This window comes from Streptomyces sp. NPDC001219, assembly GCF_053597915.1.
Genome location: NZ_JBSFJF010000012.1, coordinates 43,635 through 67,475, shown reverse-complemented (window position 1 = coordinate 67,475; position 23,841 = coordinate 43,635). Strand labels below are relative to the sequence as shown.

Genomic DNA, 23,841 nt, shown 5'->3' with positions numbered 1-23,841 from the left:
CGGAGACCACTGCTGGAATCCGGCAGACAGGTTGACGGTCGTCGGTTCACCTCCGCCTGCGCGGAGACCACGTCGCGGCGGCGCTCCCGGTGGGGTCGATCGCCGGTTCACCTCCGCCTGCGCGGAGACCACGTCACCTGCGGCGAGGAAGAGCCCGCCCGCGACGGTTCACCTCCGCCTGCGCGGAGACCACCCTTCGCGACCTGCGGTGTTAGGAGCGCTTTGCCAATTCGTGCTTCAAGGAACACAGGTCACGCACCCACCTGAACCTACCGGGGCCGCACGGCCTCCCGCAGGCATTGAGGCCGGCGGCCGCTCACCTCCGCCTGCGCGGAGAGCACCAGACGTTCGACGGCCTTGTCCGGAACATCATCGGCTCACCTCCGCTCGCGCGGAGAGCACAGCCCCTGGGGCCGGCGATGGAGTCGTACAGCGGTTCACCTGCGCCCGCGCGGAGAGGACGGCAGCAGCGGCCCGGTGTACACCGGTAGAGACGGCTCACCTCCGCTCGCGCGGAGAGGACAGCAACCAGCTCATCCGCCCCAACTGTGCCGACGGCTCACCTCCGCTCGCGCGGAGAGGACGGCGACAAGTACGGGGAGGAGATCCTCACCGTCGGCTCACCTCCGCTCGCGCGGAGAGGACAATTGAATCGCGGTACCGGCTGTAGCAGCGCCCGGCTCACCTCCGCTCGCGCGGAGAGGACGTGCGCGACTCGGCTCCTGATGAGATCCGCGCCGGCTCACCTCCGCTCGCGCGGAGAGGACGAGCCCCGGCTGATCTGCATCCGGGTCTCGGACGGCTCACCTCCGCTCGCGCGGAGAGGACCCTTCGCGACCTGCGACGCTAGGAGCGCTTTGCCAATTCGTGACTCAAGGAACACCGGTCATGCACCCGCCTGAATCTACCGGGGCCACACGGCCTCCCGCAGGGATTGAGGCCGACGGCCGCTCACCTCCGCTCGCGCGGAGAGGACATGCCCATCCCGGGCATGAAGGCCGGCTGGAGCGGCTCACCTCCGCCTTCGCGGAGAAGACAGGAACTGGGCTTCGTTCGGAGACATGCCGACCGGTTCACCTCTGCCTGCGCGGAGAGGACAGTCAGCGCGAGGTTCTGATGCGGCGCTACGTCGGTTCACCTCCGCTCGCGCGGAGAGCACTCGTTCGTGGCCGCGCGCACCTCCGACATGCCCGGTTCACCTCCGCTCACGCGGAGAGGACGGCCCGGCCTTTGGACGAGGTCAGTGCGTGTGCGGTTCACCTCCGCCCGCGCGGAGAGGACGCCGCTATCACAAGGCCCATGATTGCGTGGTTCGGTTCACCTCCGCCTGCGCGGAGAGCACGAGGTTGAAGAGGCCGTTGTACTGAACGTCACCGGCTCACCTCCGCCTGCGCGGAGAGGTCCTTAGCGACCTGCGGTGTTAGGGGCGCTTTGCCAATTCGTGATTCAAGGAACGCCGATCATGCCGCCCTGAATGTACCGGGGCCACACGATCTCTCGCAGGCACGCACCGGCCCAAGGCCGCTCACCTCCGCCTGCGCGGAGACCACCGTCAGCCTCCTCAACGTGAGGGAGCTGACCCGCGATTCACCTCCGCCTGCGCGGAGACCACGGCGATCGGCCTGGACGCCGTCGGCGCGGTGCTGGTTCACCTCCGCTCGCGGGGAGACCACGCCGAGCGGAGGAGGTCGCCGCCCCGGCCGCGGCGGTTCACCTCCGCCTCCGCGGAGAGCATTCGGCGGACGGTTCATCAAGCTCCAGCTCGACCGGTTCACCTCCGCCTGCGCGGAGAGGACAGCTCCTTGACCTCTGCCGTGAGGCGGCGCCGCGGTTCACCTCCGCTCGCGCGGAGAGGACCGCGCCAGGCGCTGCCACCACGTCAGGTCCGGCGGTTCACCTCCGCTCGCGCGGAGAGGACTACGGCGGGGCCTGCACGGTGCTGATCGGAACCGGTTCACCTCCGCTCGCGCGGAGAGGACGTTTCTCTACTGGATCAAGGCCGCCCGGCTGTCGGTTCACCTCCGCTCGCGCGGAGAGGACGTGACGCTGCCGGACTGGGTGTTCGCGTTCACCGGTTCACCTCCGCTCGCGCGGAGAGGACGTGAGCCTGAGCCGGCCTCCGTCCCCCACGGGCGGTTCACCTCCGCTCGCGCGGAGAGGACCACCAGCGCAACGGTCAAACCGCGCAAAATCGCGGTTCACCTCCGCTCGCGCGGAGAGGACACCGCTTTGCATGACGTTGGCCAGGCGATCGGCGGTTCACCTCCGCTCGCGCGGAGAGGACCAGAGCACCGGGGTAAGCATCCGGGTAACCGGCGGTTCACCTCCGCTCGCGCGGAGAGGACGCCAGCTCGGGCCCTGGCGCCCACCGCAGGAGCGGTTCACCTCCGCTCGCGCGGAGAGGACAGCAAGGCGACCGCCGACAAGGCCCTCAGCGCCGGTTCACCTCCGCTCGCGCGGAGAGGACACCAAACGCGTATGGCTGACGCTGTAGCCGACCGGTTCACCTCCGCTCGCGCGGAGAGGACGGGGCGGGGGTGCAGATTTCGCACCCCTTCTCCGGTTCACCTCCGCTCGCGCGGAGAGGACAGCGCTCCGCCATGCGGAGTTGCCCACGGTGCTGGTTCACCTCCGCTCGCGCGGAGAGGACAGCGGGTTGCGCACCGTGATCCGGACGACGGCCGGTTCACCTCCGCTCGCGCGGAGAGGACCCATTATGGGAGTCGACCCCAAACTCATCAGCCGGTTCACCTCCGCTCGCGCGGAGAGGACGAGCGCAAGCGCCGGGAGGAGGAGCGGGCGGAAGGTTCACCTCCGCTCGCGCGGAGAGGACCCTTCGCGACCTGCGGTGTTAGGAGCGCTTTGCCAATTCGTGATTCAAGGATCGCCGGTCATGCACCCACCTGAATCTACCGGGGCCGCACGGCCTCTCGCAGGCATTGAGGCCGGCGGCCGCTCACCTCCGCCTGCGCGGAGACCGCTGGGGCAAGCGGCGGCTGGACTGGTACCAGCACGGTTCACCTCCGCCTGCGCGGAGACCGCGTCGGGGCGCGCGTCGTACGGCTCGACCGCGGCGGTTCACCTCCGCCTGCGCGGAGACCGCGCCGGAGACCGCGTCCTGGGTCTTCGGGCCGTAGGTTCACCTCCGCCTGCGCGGAGACCGCAGCTTGGTGTACGTGCACGGCGCCGGCTTCTTCGGTTCACCTCCGCCTGCGCGGAGACCGCGAACCCGTTATCCGGACTTCGACCCTTTGAGGCGGTTCACCTCCGCCTGCGCGGAGACCGCCCTTCGCGACCTGCGGTGTTAGGAGCGCTTTGCCAATTCGTGATTCAAGGATCGCCGGTCATGCACCCGCCTGAATCTACCGGGCCGCGCGGTCTCTCGCAGGTACTGACCGGCCCACGACCGTGAGGCCACCGAAGGACGGACTGACCTGTGATCCACGAAGCCTGACGCCCTGTCACCGTAGTCAGTGGAACAGGATAGGTTCGGAGTGCATCTGAACACGGGCACTCCGGAGGGAACTGTGGCCGCTTCCGGCTTCGACATCGACACAGACCAATTGAAGAATGAAGCACCAAAATTCCATACGGAGTCTGCCGCCTTGGCGAAGGCAGCAGAGAAGCTGAAGCACTCACTCGATGGGCTCGGCGAGCCATGGGGGCACGACGTACAAGGTAAAAAGTTCGAAGGTGCCTACAGTCCGCATCGCACCCAAATCGAGCGGGCCGCCAAGGCGTTGGTGAAGGGTCTGGAAAGCGTCCACAAGTCCATGAAGGACATGGCCGACAACCACGAGGAAGCGGATCACTCCAGCGCCTCCGGCTTCAACTCGCCTGGTAGCGGTGCGCGTTGAGTGCTGGAGACAAGGTCAAGGAGATAGTCCAGGACCTCACGGGCATGTGGTTTCCGGAGGGTGACGAGGACGAGCTCCGGGAGGCCGCACGGGCTTGGCGCACCTTTGCCGACGACGTAAAGGACATCACCTCCGCGACGCATAAGTCTGCCCAGGACGTCATCGATAACAATAAGGGTAAGTCGATCGACGCCTTCGAGGCTTTCTGGCGCAAGTACCACGGCGGAGGCAAGGGTTACCTGGACGACGTTGCCTCCGCTGCGGAGGATATGGCAAAGGCGCTGGACAAGTTCGCGGACCAGATAGCCGACGCGAAGAAGAAGATCGAACACGAGCTGGAGATCGCAGGAGCGGTGCTGGTCGCCGGGACTGCGCTGGCGCTGTTCACCGGCGGCATCAGCGAGGTCGCGGCGGCCGGCGCCACCGAGGCGATCGTTGCCGCAGCCAGCACGGCGGGCGTCGCCGTCTCCGCAACCGTCGCCGAAATCGCCGGAACGGTACTGGCCACCGCCGCAATGGGCAGCATCGAGGCCATCACCGTGGATGTGGTGGTGGCCCAAGGCGGACGCAATTTGCTCGGCGAGCAACAGGGCATCAACCTCGCCGAGATCAAGGAAGCTGGTGTCTCCGGCCTGCTACTGGGCGGCGCCATCGGTGCGGCTGGCCGCACCGCCAAGGCGCTGGGCGGTGCCCGTGCACTGCGCGACATCAAAGTGCCCCGGCTGGAACTGGCCGGCACCGGTCGCGCCTCCCTGGCCCGCGACAGCAACGGCCTGCGGAACTTCGGACGCGACTTCAAGTGCCGGGTGCTGAAGAAGGACCCCGTGGATGTGGCGAGTGGCCGTATGGTGCTGCCGCAGGCCGACACCCACCTGCCCGGCGCACTGCCGCTGGCCTTCACCCGCACCTTCGAGGCTTCCTACCGGGCCGGGCACTGGTTCGGCCCCACCTGGGCCTCCACCGCCGACGAGCGCCTGGAGCTCGACGAGCAGGGCGTGGTCCACGTCGGCGCGGACGGCACCTTGCGCCTCTTTCCACACCCGGAGCCGGGCGGCACAGGCGTAGAGTCCGAGACGGGGCCGCCCCAGATGCTGCGACGCACCGAGGCAGGCGACTTCGAGCTCCGCGACCCGGCCACCGGCCACACCCGGGTATTTACCGAGCACGCCCCGGGCTTGGCACTGTTGGAGGAGATCGGGGACCGCAACGGGCACTGGATCAACTTCGCCTACGACGAGACCGGTGCCCCTACCGAGATCACCCACAGCGGCGGCTACCGCCTCAAGCTGACCACCCATGCCCACCGAATAACCGCCCTGCACCTGGCCGATGTCGCCGCGGACGGCGGCGATCAGCTGCTCGCCGCCTACGGCTACGACGGCACGGGACACCTCGACACGGTCACCACCCCAGCCAGCGAGACCCCACTCCGCTTCGAGAACGACACGCACGGCCGGATCACGGCCTGGATCGACACCAACGGCTCCCGCTTCGACTACACCTACGACGACCAGGACCGCTGTACCGCCCAAACCGGTTCCGCCGGACACCTGCGCTCCACCTTCACCTACGACCGCGATCCGAACACCGGCCTGCGTCGCACCCGGCTGACCGACTCCCTCGGCCACACCAGCACCTATCTGGCCAACGAGTCCCTACAGGTCGTTGCGGAGACCGACCCACTGGGGCAGACCACCCGTACCGACTGGGACCGCTACGACCACCCTGTGGCCACCACGGATGCCCTGGGCCACGTCACCCGCCGGACCTACGACGAGGCAGGCAACCTCACCCGCATCACCCTTCCCGACGGGACCACCGGCCAGGCCACCTACAACGACCTGGGCCTGCCCACCCAGGTCATTGAGCCGGGCGGCACCACCTGGCACCACACCTACGATGCGGCCGGCAACCTCCTGACCACCACGGACCCGGCCGGTGCCGAAACCCGCTACGCCTACAGCACCTCTGGCGACCTGACCACCATCACCGATGCACTGGGCCACACTCGCCATCTCACCTGCAACCAGGCCGGGCTACCGACCACAGTCACCGACCCCCTGGGCAATACCACCACGGTCGACCGTGACGCCTTCGGACGCGTCACCTGCGCGACTGACCCGCTGGGCAACACCACCCGCCTGAGCTGGACGCCCCAGGGCAATCCCGCATGGCGCGAGGCTCCCGACGGGGCACGGGAAACGTGGACCTGGGACGGCGAGGGCAACCTCCTTGCCCACACCGACGCGGCAGGCCACACCACCTGCCTCACCCACGGCTCCTTCGATCTGCCCCTCACTCGCACCGACCCCGACGGCACTACCTACGCCTTCGCGTACGACACCGAACTCCGCCTCACCCAGGTCACCAACCCGCAGGGTCTCAGCTGGACGTACTCCTACGACCCGGCCGGATGCCTCACCTCCGAGACCGACTTCAACGGCCGCACCCTCACCTACACCCACGATGCCGCGGGCCGACTCGCCTCACGTACCAATGGCGCGGGGGAGACTCTCACCTTCACCCGCGACGCCTTCGGCCGAACCGCCTCATTCACCACGAACGACGGCGCGGAGACGGCATACGAGTACGCCCCATCCGGCCACCTCGTGCGCGTCGCCAATCCCGATGCCGCTGTCACTTGGCAACACGACTTGCTCGGCCGTGTTCTGAGCGAGACCGTGGACGGCCTAACCACCGCCTACAGCTACAACGCCCTCGGCCAGCGCATCAGCCGCACCACGCCCACCGGCTCCGTCTCCCGATGGTCCTACGACGCAGCAGGCCGCCCCGCATCCCTCATCGCCGACGGCGGAAACCTCAGCTTCACTTACGACGCCACAGGCCGCGAAGTCGAACGCCGCCTGGGCAGGGACGTGCTCCTCACCCAGAACTGGGACTCCACCGGCCGCCTCACCGCCCAAGCCCTCACCCACCACCGGACACCCGACGACGAACTCCTTCTCCAGCACCGCACCTACGCCTACTACGTCGACGGCAACCTCTCCGAGATCGGCGACCTGACCAGCGGTATGCGGCACTTCGACTTGGACACCGCGGGGCGCGTGACGGGTGTACGTGCCCACGGTTGGACCGAGACCTACGCCTACGACACGGCAGGCAACCTCAGCCACGCGGCTGCCCCCGACCACCCGGCGAACGGCGACCACGACTTCACCGGCACTCTCTTGACTCGTGCCGGACACACCACCTACGAGCACGACGCTCAAGGCCGCCTGACCCGCAAGGCCCGCAAACTCCTCAACGGGCAGACTCGCACCTGGACCTACGCCTACAACGCCGAGGACCGCCTCACCCAAGTCACCACCCCGGAGGGCGAAACCTGGCGCTACACCTACGACCCCCTCGGCCGCCGCACTGCCAAATACCGCCTCGCCGACGACGGAACCACCGCTGCCTCCCTCGCCTTCACCTGGGATGGCACCCGCCTCGCCGAACAAGCTGCCTCAGACGGTCAGATCACCACCTGGGACTACGCCCCCGAAACCCACTGCCCCCTGACTCAGACCACCCGCGTCACACCGGCCGGCACTCCGCGCTTCCATGCCGTCATCACTGACCTGAGCGGCACTCCCACGGAACTGGTCACCACCGAAGGCGACATTGCCTGGCAAGACCGCACCACCCTGTGGGGAACTCCGCTGCCGCCGTCGGCCGCAAGCGTGGGCCGCGCCGTCACTACCGACTGCCCGCTGCGCTTCCCCGGCCAATACCTCGACCCCGAGACCGGGCTCCACTACAACCACTTCCGCTATTACGATCCCGAAACCGCCCGCTACACCACCCCTGACCCCCTCGGTCTCGTCCCCGCGCCCAACCACCACGCCTACGTAACCAACCCCCACAGCTGGACTGATCCCAACGGCCTTGCAGCCTGCGAGCCGGACCCCACATGGGGCGGGCGCGTGCAGTTCGGCGAGCCCGACGCGCTGGGCCGCTCGACGACCATGCACGCAACGATCACACGCGACATGATCGGCGAGGGCACACACGCCGCCAGCCGTATCAGACCACGCGGCTTCCAGGGCGGCCCTCCCGTGGGGCCGCACGCCCGAGGTCACCTGCTGGGCAGGCAACTCGGCGGATCAGGTGATATCGGGGAGAATCTCGTCACGCTGGTTCACCGGCCCGTCAATACTCCCAATATGGCGCGGCTCGAAGGGCAAATACGCCGCGCGGCAGAGGGCGGCGAGACAATCCAGTACACGGTCAAGCCCATATACGATGGCAACAATCTCGTCCCGCGAGGGGTGACACTGGAAGCACACGGATCCAACGGGTTCCGGTTCCACAGCCGAGACGGCAGCGAATTCAACTCGATCACTCTGTTGAACAGGAGCAAGTGATGTCTATCAGGCGACTGCGCGAGGTCGTTGCGCCACCTTCCCAAAGCAGCGGCCAGGAATATGCCTGGGAGACCATCGAGGACGACCTACAGCTCCCTTTGCCGACGGACTACAAGGAACTGGTCGAGACCTACGGCGCCGGCAGCTTCGGAGATTTCCTGCACATCTACCAGCCCAATTCTCCCTGGGAACAGCTGGATCTCAAGCAACAGGCAGAAGGCGAGCTGTGGGCGCTGAGGGAACTTGCAGAGGACGGGGAGGAAATCCCCTACCGGCTCTCAGTACCTGCCGAACTCATCAGCTTCGGACGCAACGAGAACGGTGACCCGCTCTTCTGGCACCGGGGCCCTGGAAGTGACCCCGATACCTGGACCGTCGTGGTCAAGGAAGCACGCGGCGACGAATGGTTTTCGTTCGACGGCGGCGTGACCAGTTTCTTGAGTGCGGTCCTCGCTGCCGAAGTGCGGGTCACAGTCTTCCCTAGGGACTTTCCGCCGGAAACTCCTGAATTCACTCCGTACGACGCTTCGTAACTCCAGCAATGGGGGAAATCCGCCTGACGGGACAACTCCTGCCACGACTCCGTTGCGGCAGGAGCAGGTTCACCTCCGCCCGCGCGGAGACCACGGCAAGCCCCGGCTCGGCCGGAAGCGGTCAGACGGCTCATCTCCGCTTGTGCAGAGACGACAGCCCGCAGGCGCTCGGGGATGTCGGCGGACCCGGTTCACCTCCGCCTCCGCGGAGACCGCTGGTCCGTGCCGGCAGAACCTGATCCGCGGGTCGGTTCACCTCCGCCCGCGCGGAGACCGCAGCGCCTCAGCGATCAGCCGCTCGTCCCGGCGCGGTTCACCTCCGCCTGCGCGGAGAGGTCGCCGAGCTGGACGGGCTGACGCCCACCGCGAGCGGTTCACCTCCGCCTGCACGGAGAGGTCCTGGACCTCGATGCGGCCCCAGGGACGGTCCACCTCCGCCTTCGCGGAGACCGCCTCAAGGGCGCCGACGACCATCTCGACTACGTCGGTTCAACTCCGCCTTCGCGGAGACCGCGCCCCTGTCGTACCACGGCTGTGGGGTACTCGCGGTTCAACTCCGCCTTCGCGGAGACCGCCCTTCGCGACCTGCGGTGTTAGGGGCGCTTTGCCAATTCGTGATTCGAGGATCGCCGGTCATGCACCCGCCCGAACCTACCGGGGGCGCACGGCCTCTCGCAGGCACTGACCGGCCCACGACCGCTCACCTCCGCCTTCGCGGAGACCGCGGGCGGCGGCCAGGATCTGGGCACCCGGTTCACCTCCGCTCGCGCGGAGACCGCTCGGCGCCCGACGGCGGCACGACCCGGTACCTCGGCTCACCTCCGCCTTCGCGGAGAGGGCGCGATGGTGCCGTTCGTCTCGAACTCCACCCGCGGTTCACCTCCGCTTGCGCGGAGACCGCGGGCGGCCTGCCAGGGTCTGGGCACCCGGTTCACTTCCGCTCGCGGGGAGACCACGCCGAGCGGCGGGGGTCGCCGCCCCGGCCGCGGCGGTTCACCTCTGCTCGCGGAGACCACCTCCAGCCTCCTCACCGTGAGGGGGCTGACCCGCGGTTCACCTCCGCCTTCGCAGAGAGGACGATGCATGTCGTGCTCGTGCCGTGCGCTGGCCCGGTTCACCTCCGCTCGAGCGGGTGCGCGGCGCGTTCCCGCCCGGTTCATCCTTCCGGAGGCGCCGACACTGTAGAGCCTCTATAGTCTACCTATGGCCTCGACGACGATTCAGGTACAGCGGGAGACCCGCGATCACCTTGCCGAGCTCGCCAAGGAACGCGGCGTGAGCATCGGCCAGCTGGTCGAAGCGCTCGCCGCCCAGCAGCCGACTGCGGCCCAGCGGGCGGAGCGGCTGGCCGCCGACCGGGAGGTCGTCCGCTGCATGATGGGCGTGGACATCCCCGACGACGAGTTCGAGCAGGCCCCCGACGTGCTCGGCAACATCTACAAGATCGCCGCTGAGAAGGTCCGGGCTGCCCGGGGCACCGCAGCGTGATCATCCTCGACACCAGCGCCGTCAGGGCACTCGCCGACGGCCACAAAACGCTGAACCTCCTGGCCGGCAACATGGCGAAAACCCCCGGTGAGCGCCTCAGCATCCCCGCCCTGTGCCTGATGCAGGCCGAAGCCGGCGAAGAGAACCTCTCGCAGCGCGTCCTCGCCCTCTCCTCCGTGGCCGTCGACAGCCTCGACACCATGGCCGCCGTCGGCGTCGGCACCATGATCCGCGACGGCTACGGCGGCCCCGACACCTGCCACGCCCTGTACTGCGCACTGCCACGCCCCGAGTTCACCGGCATGTCGATCCTGCTGACCGGCAACGAAGACGCCTACCCGCCCGGCGTGGTCACCGTCGACATCGACTCACCCGGAATGCTGGGCTTCCACTGACCGGACAACGCCAAGATCGACATATCCAGCGGACCTCCAGATCCCCTCAGCCGAGCTCCTGGCCGCCCTGGTGTGCTGGGAGCGCCAGCCGGCACCCGGCGCCGACGACGCGGGGCAGACACTTGGCGCGCCGAGCACGGTGACGAAACGGCGCCACCCCGGCGCTCGCGCGGAGAGCACTGGGCGACGCGGACTCGCCACTGCTGCCGTTCCGGTTCACCTCCGCTCGCGCGGAGAGCACGCGGGTAGCATCACCACCTACGACGCCTACAGCGGTTTATCTCCGCCTGCGCGGAGAACACGGAGGGGTGGACAGCTCCGGGGTCGCCTGGTCCGGCTCACCTCCGCCTGCGCGGAGAGGACGCGAGGCTGATGGACGCAGAGGACCGCGCCGACGGCTCACCTCCGCCTGCGCGGAGAGGACTGCGACCGCAGCTCGGTGTGCAGGTTCGTGCCTGGCTCACCTCCGCCTGCGCGGAGAGCACCTCGACGGGGGGATACCGATGCTGTATCGAGACGGCCCACCTCCGCTCGCGCGGAGAGGACCGGCACCCACTGCGTCAGCCGATGCGCGGCCGTCGGTTCACCTCTGCTCGCGCGGAGAGGATTCATAGAGCAGTCCGGCCCCGCGGCAGGTCTGCGGTTCACCTCCGCTCGCACAGAGAGGACCAGCAGCGCCTCCACGCCGATCTCACCCCGCACGGTTCACCTCCGCTCGCGCAGAGAGGACCCGGACGCCGTGGCGGCCATGGCTCGCGCGCTCGGTTCACCTCTGCTCGCGCAGAGAGGACACAGTCGACTACCAGCCCGCGGCCCTGGTCACCGGTTCACCTCTGCTCGCGCAGAGAGGACGGCGGCAAGGATCTGTCCGGCGGATTCACTGACGGTTCACCTCTGCTCGCGCAGAGAGGACCACCGCAGCCACGTCACGACGCCGGGGGACGGCGGTTCACCTCTGCTCGCGCAGAGAGGACGGTGACCGATCGCGGGGGATCGATCTGGACGGCGGTTCACCTCTGCTCGCGCAGAGAGGACGGCCGCCTATGAACTCAGCCGCGTCCGAGGGACGGTTCACCTCTGCTCGCGCAGAGAGGACCTGCGCGTCTCGGCGCGGTCGGCCGGGACGAACGGTTCACCTCTGCTCGCGCAGAGAGGACCTACACCCTCGCAGGAGCCCCCGAATGAACCGCGGTTCACCTCTGCTCGCGCAGAGAGGACAGCAGCACCGCCAGGACTTCCTCCCCCCGCTGCGGTTCACCTCTGCTCGCGCAGAGAGGACCCTTCGCGACCTGCGGTGTTAGGAGCGCTTTGCCGATTCGTGATTCAAGGAACGCCGGTCATGCACACGTCTGAACCTTCCGGCCATACGGCCTCTCGCAGGCGCTGACCGGTCCACGGCCACTCACCTCCGCCTGCGCGGAGAGCACAACCTCTGGCGCCCGCACATCCACGCCATCGTCGGCTCACTTCCGCCTGCGCGGAAAGCACCTACCGCCGCCGATGTTTGGGGCTTTTTGCCATTCAATTCTCAATCTTCGAATGCCGTATGAGCAGGTCAGCGCCAGCAGGACCGACGACGTCGCGGCTTGCGTGTTCGGGTCGTCTAACGGGATCCGTTCGCATGAGCGGAGCGCCTCCGCAACCACCATATACAGCCCTACTGACAGTTGCCGAGAGCGCTTGCACGGGCGATTCGCCGAACCCTATGTTGATGCCGGCGCTGATCAGATGGTGCGTCAAATTCCTGCGATTGCAGCCCAGTTGATCGTTCATGCATTCGAAACTTCCGGGTGCTTGCCATAGTTGGAGTTCTACTCTGTGTTCAATGTGATGATGTCGCCGTGCGTGCCGATGAGTTGGCGTCGTGATGCCGACCCAGTCGAACTCGCCGATCTCGCTCCGGACGCCGCCCCGGGGGCGGCACCCGGCGTCACCAGCCTCGTGCCCGCGGCGCAGGCCCTGGTCGCCTCTCACCTCGGCACGCTTGATGTTCCTGATGTCGCCGTCGAATCCTCCCTACGCCGGCTCCTCGTCGCGCTGTTCATCCGGATCACGGGCCTCACCTGCGACGACACCGACGAGTGGGAAGACTCCTGGGACAGACTCCTAGCTGCTGGCCGGCTCGACCCGACTGCCGTGTCCGCCTACGTCGACAAGTGGGCCACGCGTTTCAACCTTCACGACCCGGTCCGGCCCTTCCTCCAGGACCCGCGCCTTGCCGACGAGTGCGGCGAACCCGCCTCCCCCGGAAAACTGGTCATGACGCGTCCGTCAGGCAACAACCAGCCGTGGATGAACCACACCCACCAGAGCGCGCCGGTTACCCCTCATGAGGCGTTCTGGTGGGTCCTCGCCTGGCGGAACTACGGGCCGTCCGGTCTCGGCGCCAACCGCAGCCACAACGGCATCACCCACAAGTCGATGGCCGCCGCCCCGCTCCGCGCGACCATCTCGTGGCACCCCGACACCGGCAGCGAATACGCCAACCTCCTCCTGTCGTGCCCCACCCCGACGACTATCCCCGTCACCGGCCCCGACCTGCCCGAATGGGAACAGGACACTCTCCCTGACCCCCTCCACCCCCAGCTTCCCACCGGCCCTGTCTCGCGCCTCATCAACCGCGCCTCCCACGCCGTCCTCACCATCGCCGACCCCACCAGCGGGCAAGTCACCGGCTGCCGGATCGCCTGGCGCACTCCCGTCCCCTCCGCCATCAAGAACACCGGGGCGAAGGCGGCGCTGGAGACGACGCTCGAAGCCATCACGGGGGCCGACGACCCGTTCCTCATCAACCGCGACACCAAGGGCCCGGTCCGCGCCAACCACACCCGCAGCCTGCTCCGCGACTTCGATTCCCTCATCCACATCCGCCGCGCCGGCGACACCACGAAGAGCGGCGTCACGCCGCCCGCGTGGATCCGGTTCCTCGACACCCTGCCCACCGACGCCCTCGACCAGCTCGGCACCATCCGCGCCCGCGCCCTCGCCTGCCACCAGGACAAGCAGGAGAAGGATGAGTTGTGGTTCGCGCAGACCACGCCAGTCGGTGTCGCCGCCTACACCTCCGGCCGCCACCCCGAGCAGGCCGCTCGCGTCGCCACCACCCGCGGGAACGCCGAGTCCAGCGCCCAGGCCCTCGGCCAGGCCCTGCGCCGGGCATGGCGCGGCATCAGCCCTGACCCCCGCAGTGAATGCCCCTGGACCCACACCGCCATCGCCGCCTACTGGGACCAGGCCGACGCGCTGTTCTGGACCGGTATCGAGCCCAGTTCGGAGATCGCTGACTTCACCCGGCTCGCCGTCCGCATGTACGACGACGCTACCCGCATCGACGCCTCCACCCCCACCGGAATGCTGCCCATCGCCCAGAGCCGGCGCACCCTCACCCAGCCGTCGGCCATCCGCAGGAAGAAGAGCGAATGACCACCCCGACGCCCGCCAACGGCAGCGGTCTCGGCCGCTACACCGCCTTCATGAACCACGTCCGCCGCCTGTGCACCTCACCCGAAGGCCGCGTCGACCTCCGCACCGGCCTCCTGAACGGCATCGGCGAACACCACGCAGACACCACCAGCGAACACGGCCACGGTGACCTCTGGCGCATGTACATGCGCATCACCACGGGCAACTACACCATCCCCATCCCCGACCAGACCCCACCCGCCCGCCGCCGCACCGCCGAAGAGCCCTACCTCCTCGCCGCGACCCTGTACGCCACCTACGACGCCCCCAATCCCAAGCGCACCGACACCCAGGCCCCCCTGAAACGGGAGCCGGACGCGCAGCCCTGGCAGAACCTCGGCTGGACCCTGCGCACCGCCACCGCTCTCCGCCCCGATACCGCCCGCGGCATCCTCACCAGCCTCTGCGAGTGCGACTACACGGACCTCATCACCGCACTCCCCGCCACCGTCAGCCTCCTACGCAGCAGCGGCGCCACTCTCCGCTACCCCGTGCTCATCCGTGACGTCGTCCGCTGGCAGCGCTGGCCCGACGACGTCCGCATCGAATGGGCCCGCTCGTACACCACCAAGCAGAACAGCAACAAGGAGAACACCAAGTGACCACCGCTTCCGCCGCCCGCACCCCCCTCTACATCGACGTCCATCTCATCCACTCCACCCCCTACGCAAATTTGAACCGCGACCGCCAGGGTGCTCCCAAAACGGCCACGTACGGTGGCAGCCTCCGCCCGCGCCTCTCCTCTCAAAACGGCCGCCGCCACACCCGCACCCACCTCCAAAACGCCCTCGGCGTCCGCGCGCTCCGCACCCGTCGCACACCCCAGGAAGTGGCCACGCGGCTGAACGCCCAGGGCTGGGACGCCGACACCGCCCTCACCGCCGCCCAGCTCCTCATCATCGGTGCCGACATCAAGGGGCTCGGCCTGACCACCGAGGGCACCAATGCCCTGTTGTTCCTCCCTGAGACGGCGTTCGACGCACTCGCCTCCATCGCCACCGAATACCGCGAGGCCCTCACCACCGCCGCAGACTCCGCAGCTCAGGCCATCGCCGACGCCAAGGCCAAGGCTGAAGCCGCTGCCCAGAAGGCGGCCGACAGCGACGGGGAACAGGCCGACGCCCCCGAAGAGCAGGAGGCCGCCGAGGCCGGGCCGGTTGCCGCTGCCTGGAAGAAGATCAGCGCCGCTGACCGGAAGAAGATCACGGGCGAGGTCCTGGACGTCCTCCGCAGCCGCAACGCGTCCATCGCCGCGTTCGGCCGCATGCTCGCCAACGAGTCCGCCTCCACGGTCGACGGCGCCGTACAGATGGCCCACTCACTGGCCACCCACAGCGCCCGGACCCAGGTCGACTTCTTCTCCGCAGTCGACGACGTGGTCCACAACGCAGGCACCGAGACCGGCGCAGGTCACATGGGAGACCAGCGCTACACCTCCGCCACTTTCTACCGCTACTCCACCCTCAACATCCGCGAACTCGTCGACAACCTCGAGGGCGACGCCGACACCGTCCTCCAGGTGACCAGCGAGTTCCTGCGCGCCTTCCCCCTCGCCGTCCTCCCTGCCAAGGCATCAGGGACTGCGCCGCATACGGTGCCGCACCTCATCCACGTCGCCGTCCGCACCGACCGGCCCATCAACCTCGTCGGCGCCTACGAGACCCCTGTCCCCGCCACCACCGACGGCTACCTTCCCGCTTCCCTCGCCGCCCTCGACGCGCATGCCGGTGCCCACAACCGCATGCTCGGCAGCAGCCGTATCGCCGGCGCCGCCCACACAGCCCTCGTAGACACCGAGTTCGAGCATCTTGGCGACCGCACCGACAGCCTCGACCACCTCGTCGACAGCGTCACCAGCATCATCGCCAAGAACATCGCCTGAGCCGCTATCCCGCTCCGCGCTCGCGGACATACTCAGCCGCGCAACAACCGGGAGGGGCGCTGCAGATACTGCTCCGCATCGCGGAGGTACCCCGTACCCCGTACCCCCTTCAGAAGGACCCACATGCCTGGTCTGATCCTGCACCTCTCCGCCCCCTGGCAGTCCTGGGGCGCACCCACCGACCACACCGTGCGCCCCACCCACCAGTACCCCACCCGCAGTGGCCTTACCGGCCTGATCGCCTCCGCGCTCGGCCGCCCCCGCGACTTCGCGAACACAGACCTAAACCAGCTCACGTACACCGTCCGTGTGGATCGCGCCGGTCACCGGGAGATGGACTTCCACACCATCGGCGGCGGCTACCCGCGCGCTATGACTCCCGCCACCGCCGACGGTAAGAGGAGGAAAGAGGGGGAAGGGACGCTACTCACCGAGCGCTGGTATCTCGCCGACGCCGCGTTCACCGTCGCGGCCACCGGCCCCGCGGACGTCATCACCCTCGCCTCCGAGGCTCTCGCCGCCCCCGTCTACGCCCCCTATCTCGGCCGCCGCTCCTGCCCTCCCGACACCCCGCTCCTCATCCGCACCACCGACAACGACCCCGCGGCCGAACTGCACCGCATGCCTCTGCACGCCAATGCCCCCCGAGGCGCCGACACGGTGACCGTGAAGTTCATCCACGAGACCGCACCCGAACCGAGTGCCCACCCGACCGCCACCCTCCGCGACATCCCAGGGCCTGGCCGCACCTGGACCAGCCGCGACATCTGGGAAACCCACGTCAACCTCCCCGCCAGCCTCTGCGCCGGTGCCGGAACCGACTGGATCAACGCCCTTACCAGCTACACCCGCTGACCCTCGCTTCGGAGAACCCGATGACCACCACGACCCCTGCCACCACCCACCTCGCTCAGCTCCACCTCGACCTCACCAACCGGAACGTCCTCAGCGACCTCCGCGACCACACCAACCTCCACCGTCGTATCTGCGGCCTGTTCCCCGACAACACCGTCACCGCCCCCCGCACCGCCTACAACGTCCTCTACCGACTGGAGAGGACCGAGAACACCGCCACCCTCCTCGTCCAGTCCACCGGCATCACCATCAACCGCACCGCCCTCCCCGCCGGCTACACCACCAACCCCGTTGAATACCGCGACCTCACCCCGCTCCTTGACTGGCTCAACCCCGGCACCGCCGTCCGGTACCGCATCGACGCCAACCCCATCAAGGCCGTCTCCATCCCCGGGCGCCGCGGGCGCCGCACCGCCCTCCGCGGCGACGACGCCGTCATCTGGTGGCAGCAGCGCGCCCACCGCAACGGCATCGACCCCACCCTCATCCTCGACAACCCCAACCCGCCCGTACTCGCCAGCCGCAACGGGGCCCAGCGCGCCAAAATCGCTTCGGTGAGGTTCGAGGGCATCGCCACCATCACCGAGCCCACTGCCCTCCGCCACGCCATCACCACCGGCATCGGCCAGGGCCGCGCTTACGGCCTCGGCCTTCTCTCCATCGCCCCCCACCAGCACTAACGAAATGGCAAAGCGCTCGGGAAGATGCAGGTCGCCAAGGGTCCGCTCCGCGCAGGCGGAGGTGTCCCGGAAATGCGGCGGAAAGAGATCAGCGCCCCGCAGTCCGCTCCGCGCAGGCGGAGGTGTCCCGGCCACACCAGGCCAGGTCTCACTGCTCACCGCGTCCGCTCCGCGCAGGCGGAGGTGTCCCGCACGTGTACCACGTGGCGGTGCGCAACGCGCCGTCCGCTCCGCGCAGGCGGAGGTGTCCCGGCCACACCAGGCCAGGTCTCACTGCTCACCGCGTCCGCTCCGCGCAGGCGGAGGTGTCCCGCACGTGTACCACGTGGCGGTGCGCAACGCGCCGTCCGCTCCGCGCAGGCGGAGGTGTCCCTACGGCACGGTCACCGGCCGGTTCTGCAGGTCCGCTTCCGCACACGCGGAGGTGACCGCGGGTTCCCGGGTTGAACCAGGGGGCCGTCCCAGTCCGCTCTGCGTTCGCGGGGAAGGTGCAAATCCATCCCACATTTGATCGGAGAACTACCGTGATGCGTCCGCCTGTTGACCATCGACTGTGGGGTAAATGGAGTGGTTTGGAGGACACGGGCGCCCCGTACCCAGTGGTGTGTCACCTGATCGACACCGCGATGATCGCTGGTCGCCTGTGGGACTCCTACCTCACCGCCGGTCAGCGACGCGTCATCGCCGCCGGGTGGGGCGTGAGCGAGGAGCACGCCCAGCAACTGATGATGTTCTGGGCTGGACTCCACGACCTCGGGAAACTATGTCCGTCGTTCCAGCACCAAGCCCCCGAGGCCACGGCTGGCCTCCTTGACCACCCCCACTACAAACCATCAACGGACGACAGCGCGATCAAGCACGAGCGGGTCTCGCACCTCACCACCCCGGCTCTCCTGGTCCAGCTCGGCTACCCCACACATGGGCGTCCGCTCCGGTCGATTGCCCACCAGGTCGGGCAGATCCTCGGTGGCCACCACGGCACCTACAGTCAGGCCCTCACCGCCCATGCCCTCACTGATCCCGAGCGTCAGGAACCGCGTGTCGGCCACACCCCTGGGTGGGTCGAGCAGCGGGCCACGCACCTCCACACTCTGCGCGCTCTGTGCGGAAACCCGGCACCTCCGGCCGAGTTCGCGCCGGGTGGGGCGTGCGTCCTGGCGACCGGCCTGATCGTCCTCGCTGACTGGCTCGCCTCCCGAACAGGCTGGATCCGCGCCCGCCACTGGGAGCGAAACCACGCCCCGGACGCGAACGACTGGACCGAACACGCGGCACGGGCCCACAAGCATGCGCTAGCCGCGGTGACCGGCGTGCAGCTCACCGCCCCCGTCTGGAAGTCGATCGACTCGTTCGCGGACATGTTCCCGTTGATCACCGAACCTCACCCCCTGCAAGCCGACCTCGGCAAGCGCCTCCCCGCACTCGTGAACGGGCCCGGCCTCGTCCTCGTCACCGCTCCGACCGGCGACGGCAAAACCGAATCCGCGCTCTATGCCGCGCATGTCCTCGGGCACGCGTCCGGCACCGAGGGCCTAGGTGTGTTCCTGCCGACCATGGCCACGACCAACGCCATGCATCGCCGCATCGTCGAACACGTCCAACGCCTCCAGGCCGCTCCCGTCCCCGTGCGGCTCCTGCACTCCATGGCGTGGCTCGAAGAAAGCGCCAAGACCACCGAGGACACGCTGATCGCGAACTGCCGCGATACCGTCAGGATTTCGGGGGAGTGGCTTCGAGGCCGCCATCGCGGGCTCCTCGCCGGCGCGGCCGTCGGCACCTGGGACACCGCCGCGCTCGCCGCGCTGCCCGTCCGCTACAACGTTATGCGCTGGCTCGGCCTCACCGGGAAGACCATCATTATCGACGAGGCCCATGCCTACGACGCATACGGCCACCGCCTCACCGAACGCCTCCTCGAATGGCTCGGGCACACCCGCACCCCGGTCGTACTGCTGTCCGCCACGCTCACCGGGACCATCGCCACCTGTCTCGCCGACGCCTATCGCCGCGGCGCAGGCCACACCACCCCCATCACGCTCGCCCCCACCTACCCAGGCTGGACGTTCGTGGACGCCACGACCGGCCAGGTCACCACCAGCGAAACCCTCCCCACCACCCGTGCCCGCGCCCTCACCATCACCGCCCAAAGCGTCCAGCACGCAGCCGCCTCGGCCAACGCCGACAGCCGCCTCGCCACCATCACCCGCACCCTCCAGCCCATGACTAGCGAAGGCACCGGGTGCGCGCTCGTCGTCTGCAACACTGTCGCCGACGCCCAGGCCACCGCCCGGCATCTGCGCCAAGCCTGGACCGGCACCCACCGGCCGCTTGTGCAGCTCCTCCACGCCCGCATGCCCGCACGCCAACGCGACGCCATCACCCGCCGCCTCGAACACTGGGCAGGCAAACCCCGCCCCGCCCACACCACCCCCAGCGGCCACTACACCCGCGCCCGCGGCCAGCGACCGCCGCGGCCTGTGATCGTGGTCGCCACCCAAGTCGTTGAACAATCCCTTGACGTGGACTTCGACCACGTCATCAGCGACCTCGCCCCCATCGCCCTCCTCCTCCAGCGCGCGGGCCGCTGCCACCGCCACGACCGCCCAGAACGCCCCCACTGGGCACCCGACCCGGCCATGACCGTCCTGATCCCCACCGGCCAACTCCCGCCTCGCAACTGGGGAACCGTCTACAGCGAAAACCTCCTCACCCGCACCCGAGACGCCCTCACCACCCTCCCCGCAGGCGTCTGCAACATCCCCGAAGACGTCCAACACCTGGTCGACACCGTCTACACCGCCGACTGGGCCACCGACGCCGGCACGAACGACATCGCCACCGAACAGGCCATGCGCACCATCGCCGACCAGGCCACCATCCCCACTCCCACCCGCCCCATCCGCGACCTCCACCCCCTCACCACCATTGACGACGAAGACCTACTCGTCACCCGCCTCGGAGCCGACAGCGCCCGCATCCTCCCCGTCTGGACCAGCCCCGACGGCACACCCCACCTCGACCGCGATGCCACCCACGCCCCTCTCCCCACCACCATCAACCCCAACGACACCACCACCATCCGCAACCTCATGGCCCGCACCATCCAAATCGACCACCGATGGCTCACCGGCCGTGGACCCGAAACCAACACCCCCACCGGCTGGGCGAGCATTGGAGGTCTCCGCGACGTTCTCCTCCTCCCGCAACCCGTCACCCCCGACGGCACCCCACGCCCCTACCGCATCGGCAGGCAGTGCCTCCACCTCAGCCGAGTTGACGGTCTCGTACGGGAATAGACGCAGCCCGTGCAGAACCATTTCGCCGCCATCAGCGGTGTGGGCGAACTCCAGGCTCAGATGGCAGTTGCCATCTCGGATGCGGAGCACTGGCTGGAGGAACAGGTAGCGCCCACAGGGCACCCTGTTCTCGCACCGCTCCTCCCTCGCGGACGCCACCTTCACCGCCTGCCTCACCGACGCCCCCGACACCCTCCGCGCCTGCGAATAAGCCCTGCTCGCACCGCCCTGTCCGCCTACCTCGAAGCCGCCTGCAGTGAAGGAACCGCGCGATGACGACGCTGTGGCTCACCCGCATCCAGCCCCACCTGCACCAACGCCAGGCACGCAAAGACCTCGCCAGCGCCGTGCCCCTGCACCAACGCTTGATGCAGCTCTTCCCCGACCACCTCGGTGACCAGGCCCGCCGCAAGGCCGGTGTCCTCTTCCGCACCGAGGACACCGGCCCCACCCCCGTGACCCTCCTGCAAAGCCACCTGCGCCCCGACCTCGACGAACTCCCCACCGGCTACGCCACCGCAGCCACCAAGGAACTCACCCCCCTGCTGGAGGCACTCCGACCCGGCCTCGCAGTCCGTTACCGCATCACCGCCAACGCCGTCCGCAAACCAGGCCACACCACCTGCGCCACCACCGGCGCCCCCGCCGTCATCCCGCTTTCCGGCACCGACGCCGACCACTGGTGGCAACGCCGAGCCGAAGAACACAGCGGCCTGCACCTGACCACCGCCCGCTCCATCCCCCTCGATACCGCCCGCGGCGAACGCGCCCAGGACAAACGCCGCATCACCCACGCCCGCTTCGACGGCATCGCCCACATCAAGGACACCGAGCTGCTGCGCCAGCGCATCCTCGACGGCATCGGCCGCGGCAAAGCCTACGGCTGCGGCCTGCTCACCGTGGCCCCAGCCAGCCGGCACACCTCATGACCACACCCGCCAACGCCCGCCGCAAACTCGCCGCCCCCACCGTCGCGATGCTGCCACGCACCGCCGACTCCCTGTCCTTCCTCTACCTCGACCTGGTCCGCGTCCAACAAGACGACACCGGCGTCTGCGCCGTCGTCACCACCGAAGCACACGGCACCGAAACGGTCTACCTGCCCACCGCCGCCCTCAGCTGCGTGCTGCTCGGCCCCGGCACCAGCATCACCACCCGCGCTCTGGCCACTCTGGCCCGCCACGGCACCACCGTCGTGGCGACCGGCGCCGGTGGAGTCCGCACCTACAGTGCCACCGTGCCAAGCTCCCTGAGTACCCGGTGGCTGGAGACCCAGGCACGCGCCTGGGCTGACCCCCACGAACACCTCGCCGTTGCCCGGCGCATGTATGAACAGCGCTTCGGCCAAGGCACCGTGCCCTCAGGAACCTCGCTGGAAAAGCTCCGCGGTCTGGAAGGGCACAGGATGAAAGCCCTGTACAAACTCCTCGCCCAGCAGCACCGCATCGGCAGGTTCAAGCGCGTCTACGACCCCGCAGCCTGGGACCAACAAGACCCCGTCAACCTCGCCCTGTCCTCCGCCAACACCTGCCTGTACGGGATCGTCCACGCCGCAATCATCTCCATGGGCTGCACCCCCGCACTCGGCTTCGTCCACAGCGGCAACCAGCAGTCCTTCATCTACGACATCGCCGACCTATACAAAGCCGAACTCACCATCCCCCTCGCCTTCACCCTCCACAACGCGTCCCACCCGGAGCAGGCCGCACGCCGCAGCTTCCGCGAGGGCCTGCGCCTCTTCCGGCTGATGCCGCGCATCGTCACCGACGTACAGCGTCTCCTCGCACCGGAGAACACCGATGACCAAACGGACGACCTCCAGGAAGAACTCGTCGACCTGTGGGACCCCGTGACCGGCTCCGTACCAGGCGGCATTAACCACGCCCGCGACGGTGGCCAATGACACCCCCTTGGATCGGTGGTGGCCCATGCCGTCGATGATCACCCTGTCCGCAACGGCGGTACCAGACCACCTGCGCGGAGCATTGACCCGCTGGCTCTTGGAGGTCACCCCAGAGCTGTACGTCGGCACCGTCTCAGCAAAGGTCAGAGACGAACTATGGGAAGCCACGGCCAACTGCACGGGAGACGGAATCGCTGTGCTGATCTACCCAGCCGATAACGAACAAGGCTTCGCCATGCGGATGGCCGGGCAACGCCGTCGACACCTTCGCGACTTCGAGGGACTCACCTTGATCTCGTTCAATTCAGCACAACCCACCGCAGGAGAAGATTACGAAACGGCAAAACACCCCTAACGTCCCAGGTCGCGAAGGGTGCTCTCCGCGCAGGCGGAGGTGGGCCGCCCCGGAGGATCACAACTGGGACTGGGAGGTCGTGCTCTCCGCGCAGGCGGAGGTGGGCCGGCAGAGCCAGTTTTCCGACCAGTCGGGCATCGGTGCTCTCCGCGCAGGCGGAGGTGGGCCGCTCTACGGCACCCACTGCGCCCTCCCGAACCGGTGCTCTCCGCGCAGGCGGAGGTGGGCCGCTGGCGGTATTGATGGGCTTGGACCACCGGCAGTGCTCTCCGCGCAGGCGGAGGTGGGCCGGCGCCCGGAGTCCAAGCCCGCCCCTGGCAAGAGTGCTCTCCGCGCAGGCGGAGGTGGGCCGGCGGTACAGGATGGTGACCCGGTCTCCGCTGTGTGCTCTCCGCGCAGGCGGAGGTGGGCTGTGAAGTAACTGGCCGCCGCAGGGTGACCCTGCACGCCCTGGCCCCAAACGCGCACCAGTCCTCGCCCGCATCTACAGCAGCTCCTCCGGTCCGGCACACCACCGGCATGGCGGATCACCTCCGCCGCTCGCGCGGAGAGCAAGCCGCTTGGCTGCTGGCGGCCGCCACCATCGCCGGCCCGCCTCCGCCTTCGCGGAGAACTCGGCGGCTTTGACATTCGTTCACCATCGAACCTTTTGTCACACACTCGTCACATGCTCTCCATGGCGTCGACACGGTGACGAGACGCTGCAAAGCTCAGCGGACCATCCCAAACAAGGGGGACTTTTGACTCGCACCATCACACGTCCGGCGC

14 protein-coding genes and 5 CRISPR repeat arrays are annotated in these 23,841 nt (G+C 68.4%); all 14 genes read left to right on the top strand.

Annotated features, from left to right (window positions below):
- Window positions 1–311: 311 nt before the first annotated feature.
- Window positions 312–828: a CRISPR direct-repeat array (repeat unit 29 nt).
- 2,184 nt (window positions 829–3,012) lie between these two features.
- Window positions 3,013–3,286: a CRISPR direct-repeat array (repeat unit 29 nt).
- 208 nt (window positions 3,287–3,494) lie between these two features.
- On the top strand, window positions 3,495–3,857 hold the full coding sequence (locus tag ACWC9R_RS10330) for a WXG100 family type VII secretion target (RefSeq protein WP_450730257.1): 363 nt from the start codon (window positions 3,495–3,497) through the stop codon (window positions 3,855–3,857).
- Window positions 3,854–8,224, top strand: a complete 4,371-nt coding sequence (locus ACWC9R_RS10325) for an RHS repeat-associated core domain-containing protein (protein ID WP_450730255.1) — start codon at window positions 3,854–3,856, stop codon at window positions 8,222–8,224. Before ACWC9R_RS10330 ends, ACWC9R_RS10325 begins: the two co-directional genes overlap by 4 nt.
- A complete protein-coding gene (locus ACWC9R_RS10320) occupies window positions 8,224–8,757 on the top strand; it encodes an SMI1/KNR4 family protein (RefSeq protein WP_450730254.1) in 534 nt (177 codons plus the stop codon). Before ACWC9R_RS10325 ends, ACWC9R_RS10320 begins: the two co-directional genes overlap by 1 nt.
- A 1,203-nt stretch (window positions 8,758–9,960) precedes the next feature.
- On the top strand, window positions 9,961–10,245 hold the full coding sequence (locus ACWC9R_RS10315; RefSeq protein ID WP_450730253.1) for a hypothetical protein: 285 nt from the start codon (window positions 9,961–9,963) through the stop codon (window positions 10,243–10,245).
- On the top strand, window positions 10,242–10,640 hold the full coding sequence (locus ACWC9R_RS10310) for a hypothetical protein (RefSeq protein ID WP_450730252.1): 399 nt from the start codon (window positions 10,242–10,244) through the stop codon (window positions 10,638–10,640). Before ACWC9R_RS10315 ends, ACWC9R_RS10310 begins: the two co-directional genes overlap by 4 nt.
- A gap of 516 nt (window positions 10,641–11,156) precedes the next feature.
- Window positions 11,157–11,919: a CRISPR direct-repeat array (repeat unit 29 nt; unit sequence CGGTTCACCTCTGCTCGCGCAGAGAGGAC).
- A gap of 572 nt (window positions 11,920–12,491) precedes the next feature.
- Window positions 12,492–14,063 carry a type I-E CRISPR-associated protein Cse1/CasA gene (gene casA, locus ACWC9R_RS10305; RefSeq protein ID WP_450730250.1) on the top strand — a complete coding sequence of 524 codons (1,572 nt, stop codon included), beginning with the start codon at window positions 12,492–12,494 and terminating at the stop codon, window positions 14,061–14,063.
- Window positions 14,060–14,704, top strand: a complete 645-nt coding sequence (gene casB, locus ACWC9R_RS10300; protein ID WP_450730248.1) for a type I-E CRISPR-associated protein Cse2/CasB — start codon at window positions 14,060–14,062, stop codon at window positions 14,702–14,704. Before casA ends, casB begins: the two co-directional genes overlap by 4 nt.
- Window positions 14,701–15,984 carry a type I-E CRISPR-associated protein Cas7/Cse4/CasC gene (locus tag ACWC9R_RS10295; protein ID WP_450730247.1) on the top strand — a complete coding sequence of 428 codons (1,284 nt, stop codon included), beginning with the start codon at window positions 14,701–14,703 and terminating at the stop codon, window positions 15,982–15,984. Before casB ends, ACWC9R_RS10295 begins: the two co-directional genes overlap by 4 nt.
- Before the next feature lie 123 nt (window positions 15,985–16,107).
- Complete coding sequence (gene cas5e / locus ACWC9R_RS10290) at window positions 16,108–16,839, top strand: type I-E CRISPR-associated protein Cas5/CasD (RefSeq protein WP_450730245.1); 732 nt, start codon at window positions 16,108–16,110, stop codon at window positions 16,837–16,839.
- A 20-nt stretch (window positions 16,840–16,859) separates the two neighbouring features.
- Entirely contained in the window at window positions 16,860–17,519 is a 660-nt protein-coding gene (cas6e, locus tag ACWC9R_RS10285; RefSeq protein ID WP_450730243.1) for a type I-E CRISPR-associated protein Cas6/Cse3/CasE, read from the top strand.
- Between the two features lie 39 nt (window positions 17,520–17,558).
- Window positions 17,559–17,893: a CRISPR direct-repeat array (repeat unit 30 nt; unit sequence CGTCCGCTCCGCGCAGGCGGAGGTGTCCCG).
- A gap of 153 nt (window positions 17,894–18,046) precedes the next feature.
- A complete protein-coding gene (cas3, locus tag ACWC9R_RS10280) occupies window positions 18,047–20,815 on the top strand; it encodes a CRISPR-associated helicase Cas3' (protein WP_450730241.1) in 2,769 nt (922 codons plus the stop codon).
- 272 nt (window positions 20,816–21,087) lie between these two features.
- A complete protein-coding gene (gene cas6e, locus ACWC9R_RS10275; protein WP_450730239.1) occupies window positions 21,088–21,744 on the top strand; it encodes a type I-E CRISPR-associated protein Cas6/Cse3/CasE in 657 nt (218 codons plus the stop codon).
- A complete protein-coding gene (gene cas1e, locus ACWC9R_RS10270) occupies window positions 21,741–22,718 on the top strand; it encodes a type I-E CRISPR-associated endonuclease Cas1e (protein ID WP_450730237.1) in 978 nt (325 codons plus the stop codon). Before cas6e (ACWC9R_RS10275) ends, cas1e begins: the two co-directional genes overlap by 4 nt.
- 25 nt (window positions 22,719–22,743) lie before the next feature.
- Complete coding sequence (gene cas2e, locus ACWC9R_RS10265; RefSeq protein WP_450730235.1) at window positions 22,744–23,073, top strand: type I-E CRISPR-associated endoribonuclease Cas2e; 330 nt, start codon at window positions 22,744–22,746, stop codon at window positions 23,071–23,073.
- A gap of 18 nt (window positions 23,074–23,091) precedes the next feature.
- A CRISPR array of direct repeats spans window positions 23,092–23,486; the repeat unit is 29 nt; unit sequence GTGCTCTCCGCGCAGGCGGAGGTGGGCCG.
- Between the last annotated feature and the right edge of the window lie 355 nt (window positions 23,487–23,841).

Excerpts from the sequence above, each read along its gene's own strand:
- casB (WP_450730248.1), top strand. The coding sequence starts at position 14,060 with ATGACCACCCCGACGCCCGCCAACGGCAGCGGTCTCGGCCGCTACACC.
- cas6e (WP_450730243.1), top strand. The coding sequence starts at position 16,860 with ATGACCACCACGACCCCTGCCACCACCCACCTCGCTCAGCTCCACCTC.
- cas1e (WP_450730237.1), top strand. The coding sequence starts at position 21,741 with ATGACCACACCCGCCAACGCCCGCCGCAAACTCGCCGCCCCCACCGTC.
- cas5e (WP_450730245.1), top strand. The coding sequence starts at position 16,108 with ATGCCTGGTCTGATCCTGCACCTCTCCGCCCCCTGGCAGTCCTGGGGC.
- cas6e (WP_450730239.1), top strand. The coding sequence starts at position 21,088 with ATGACGACGCTGTGGCTCACCCGCATCCAGCCCCACCTGCACCAACGC.
- cas3 (WP_450730241.1), top strand. The coding sequence starts at position 18,047 with ATGCGTCCGCCTGTTGACCATCGACTGTGGGGTAAATGGAGTGGTTTG.
- ACWC9R_RS10320 (WP_450730254.1), top strand. The coding sequence starts at position 8,224 with ATGTCTATCAGGCGACTGCGCGAGGTCGTTGCGCCACCTTCCCAAAGC.
- ACWC9R_RS10315 (WP_450730253.1), top strand. The coding sequence starts at position 9,961 with ATGGCCTCGACGACGATTCAGGTACAGCGGGAGACCCGCGATCACCTT.
- casA (WP_450730250.1), top strand. The coding sequence starts at position 12,492 with ATGAGTTGGCGTCGTGATGCCGACCCAGTCGAACTCGCCGATCTCGCT.
- cas2e (WP_450730235.1), top strand. The coding sequence starts at position 22,744 with ATGCCGTCGATGATCACCCTGTCCGCAACGGCGGTACCAGACCACCTG.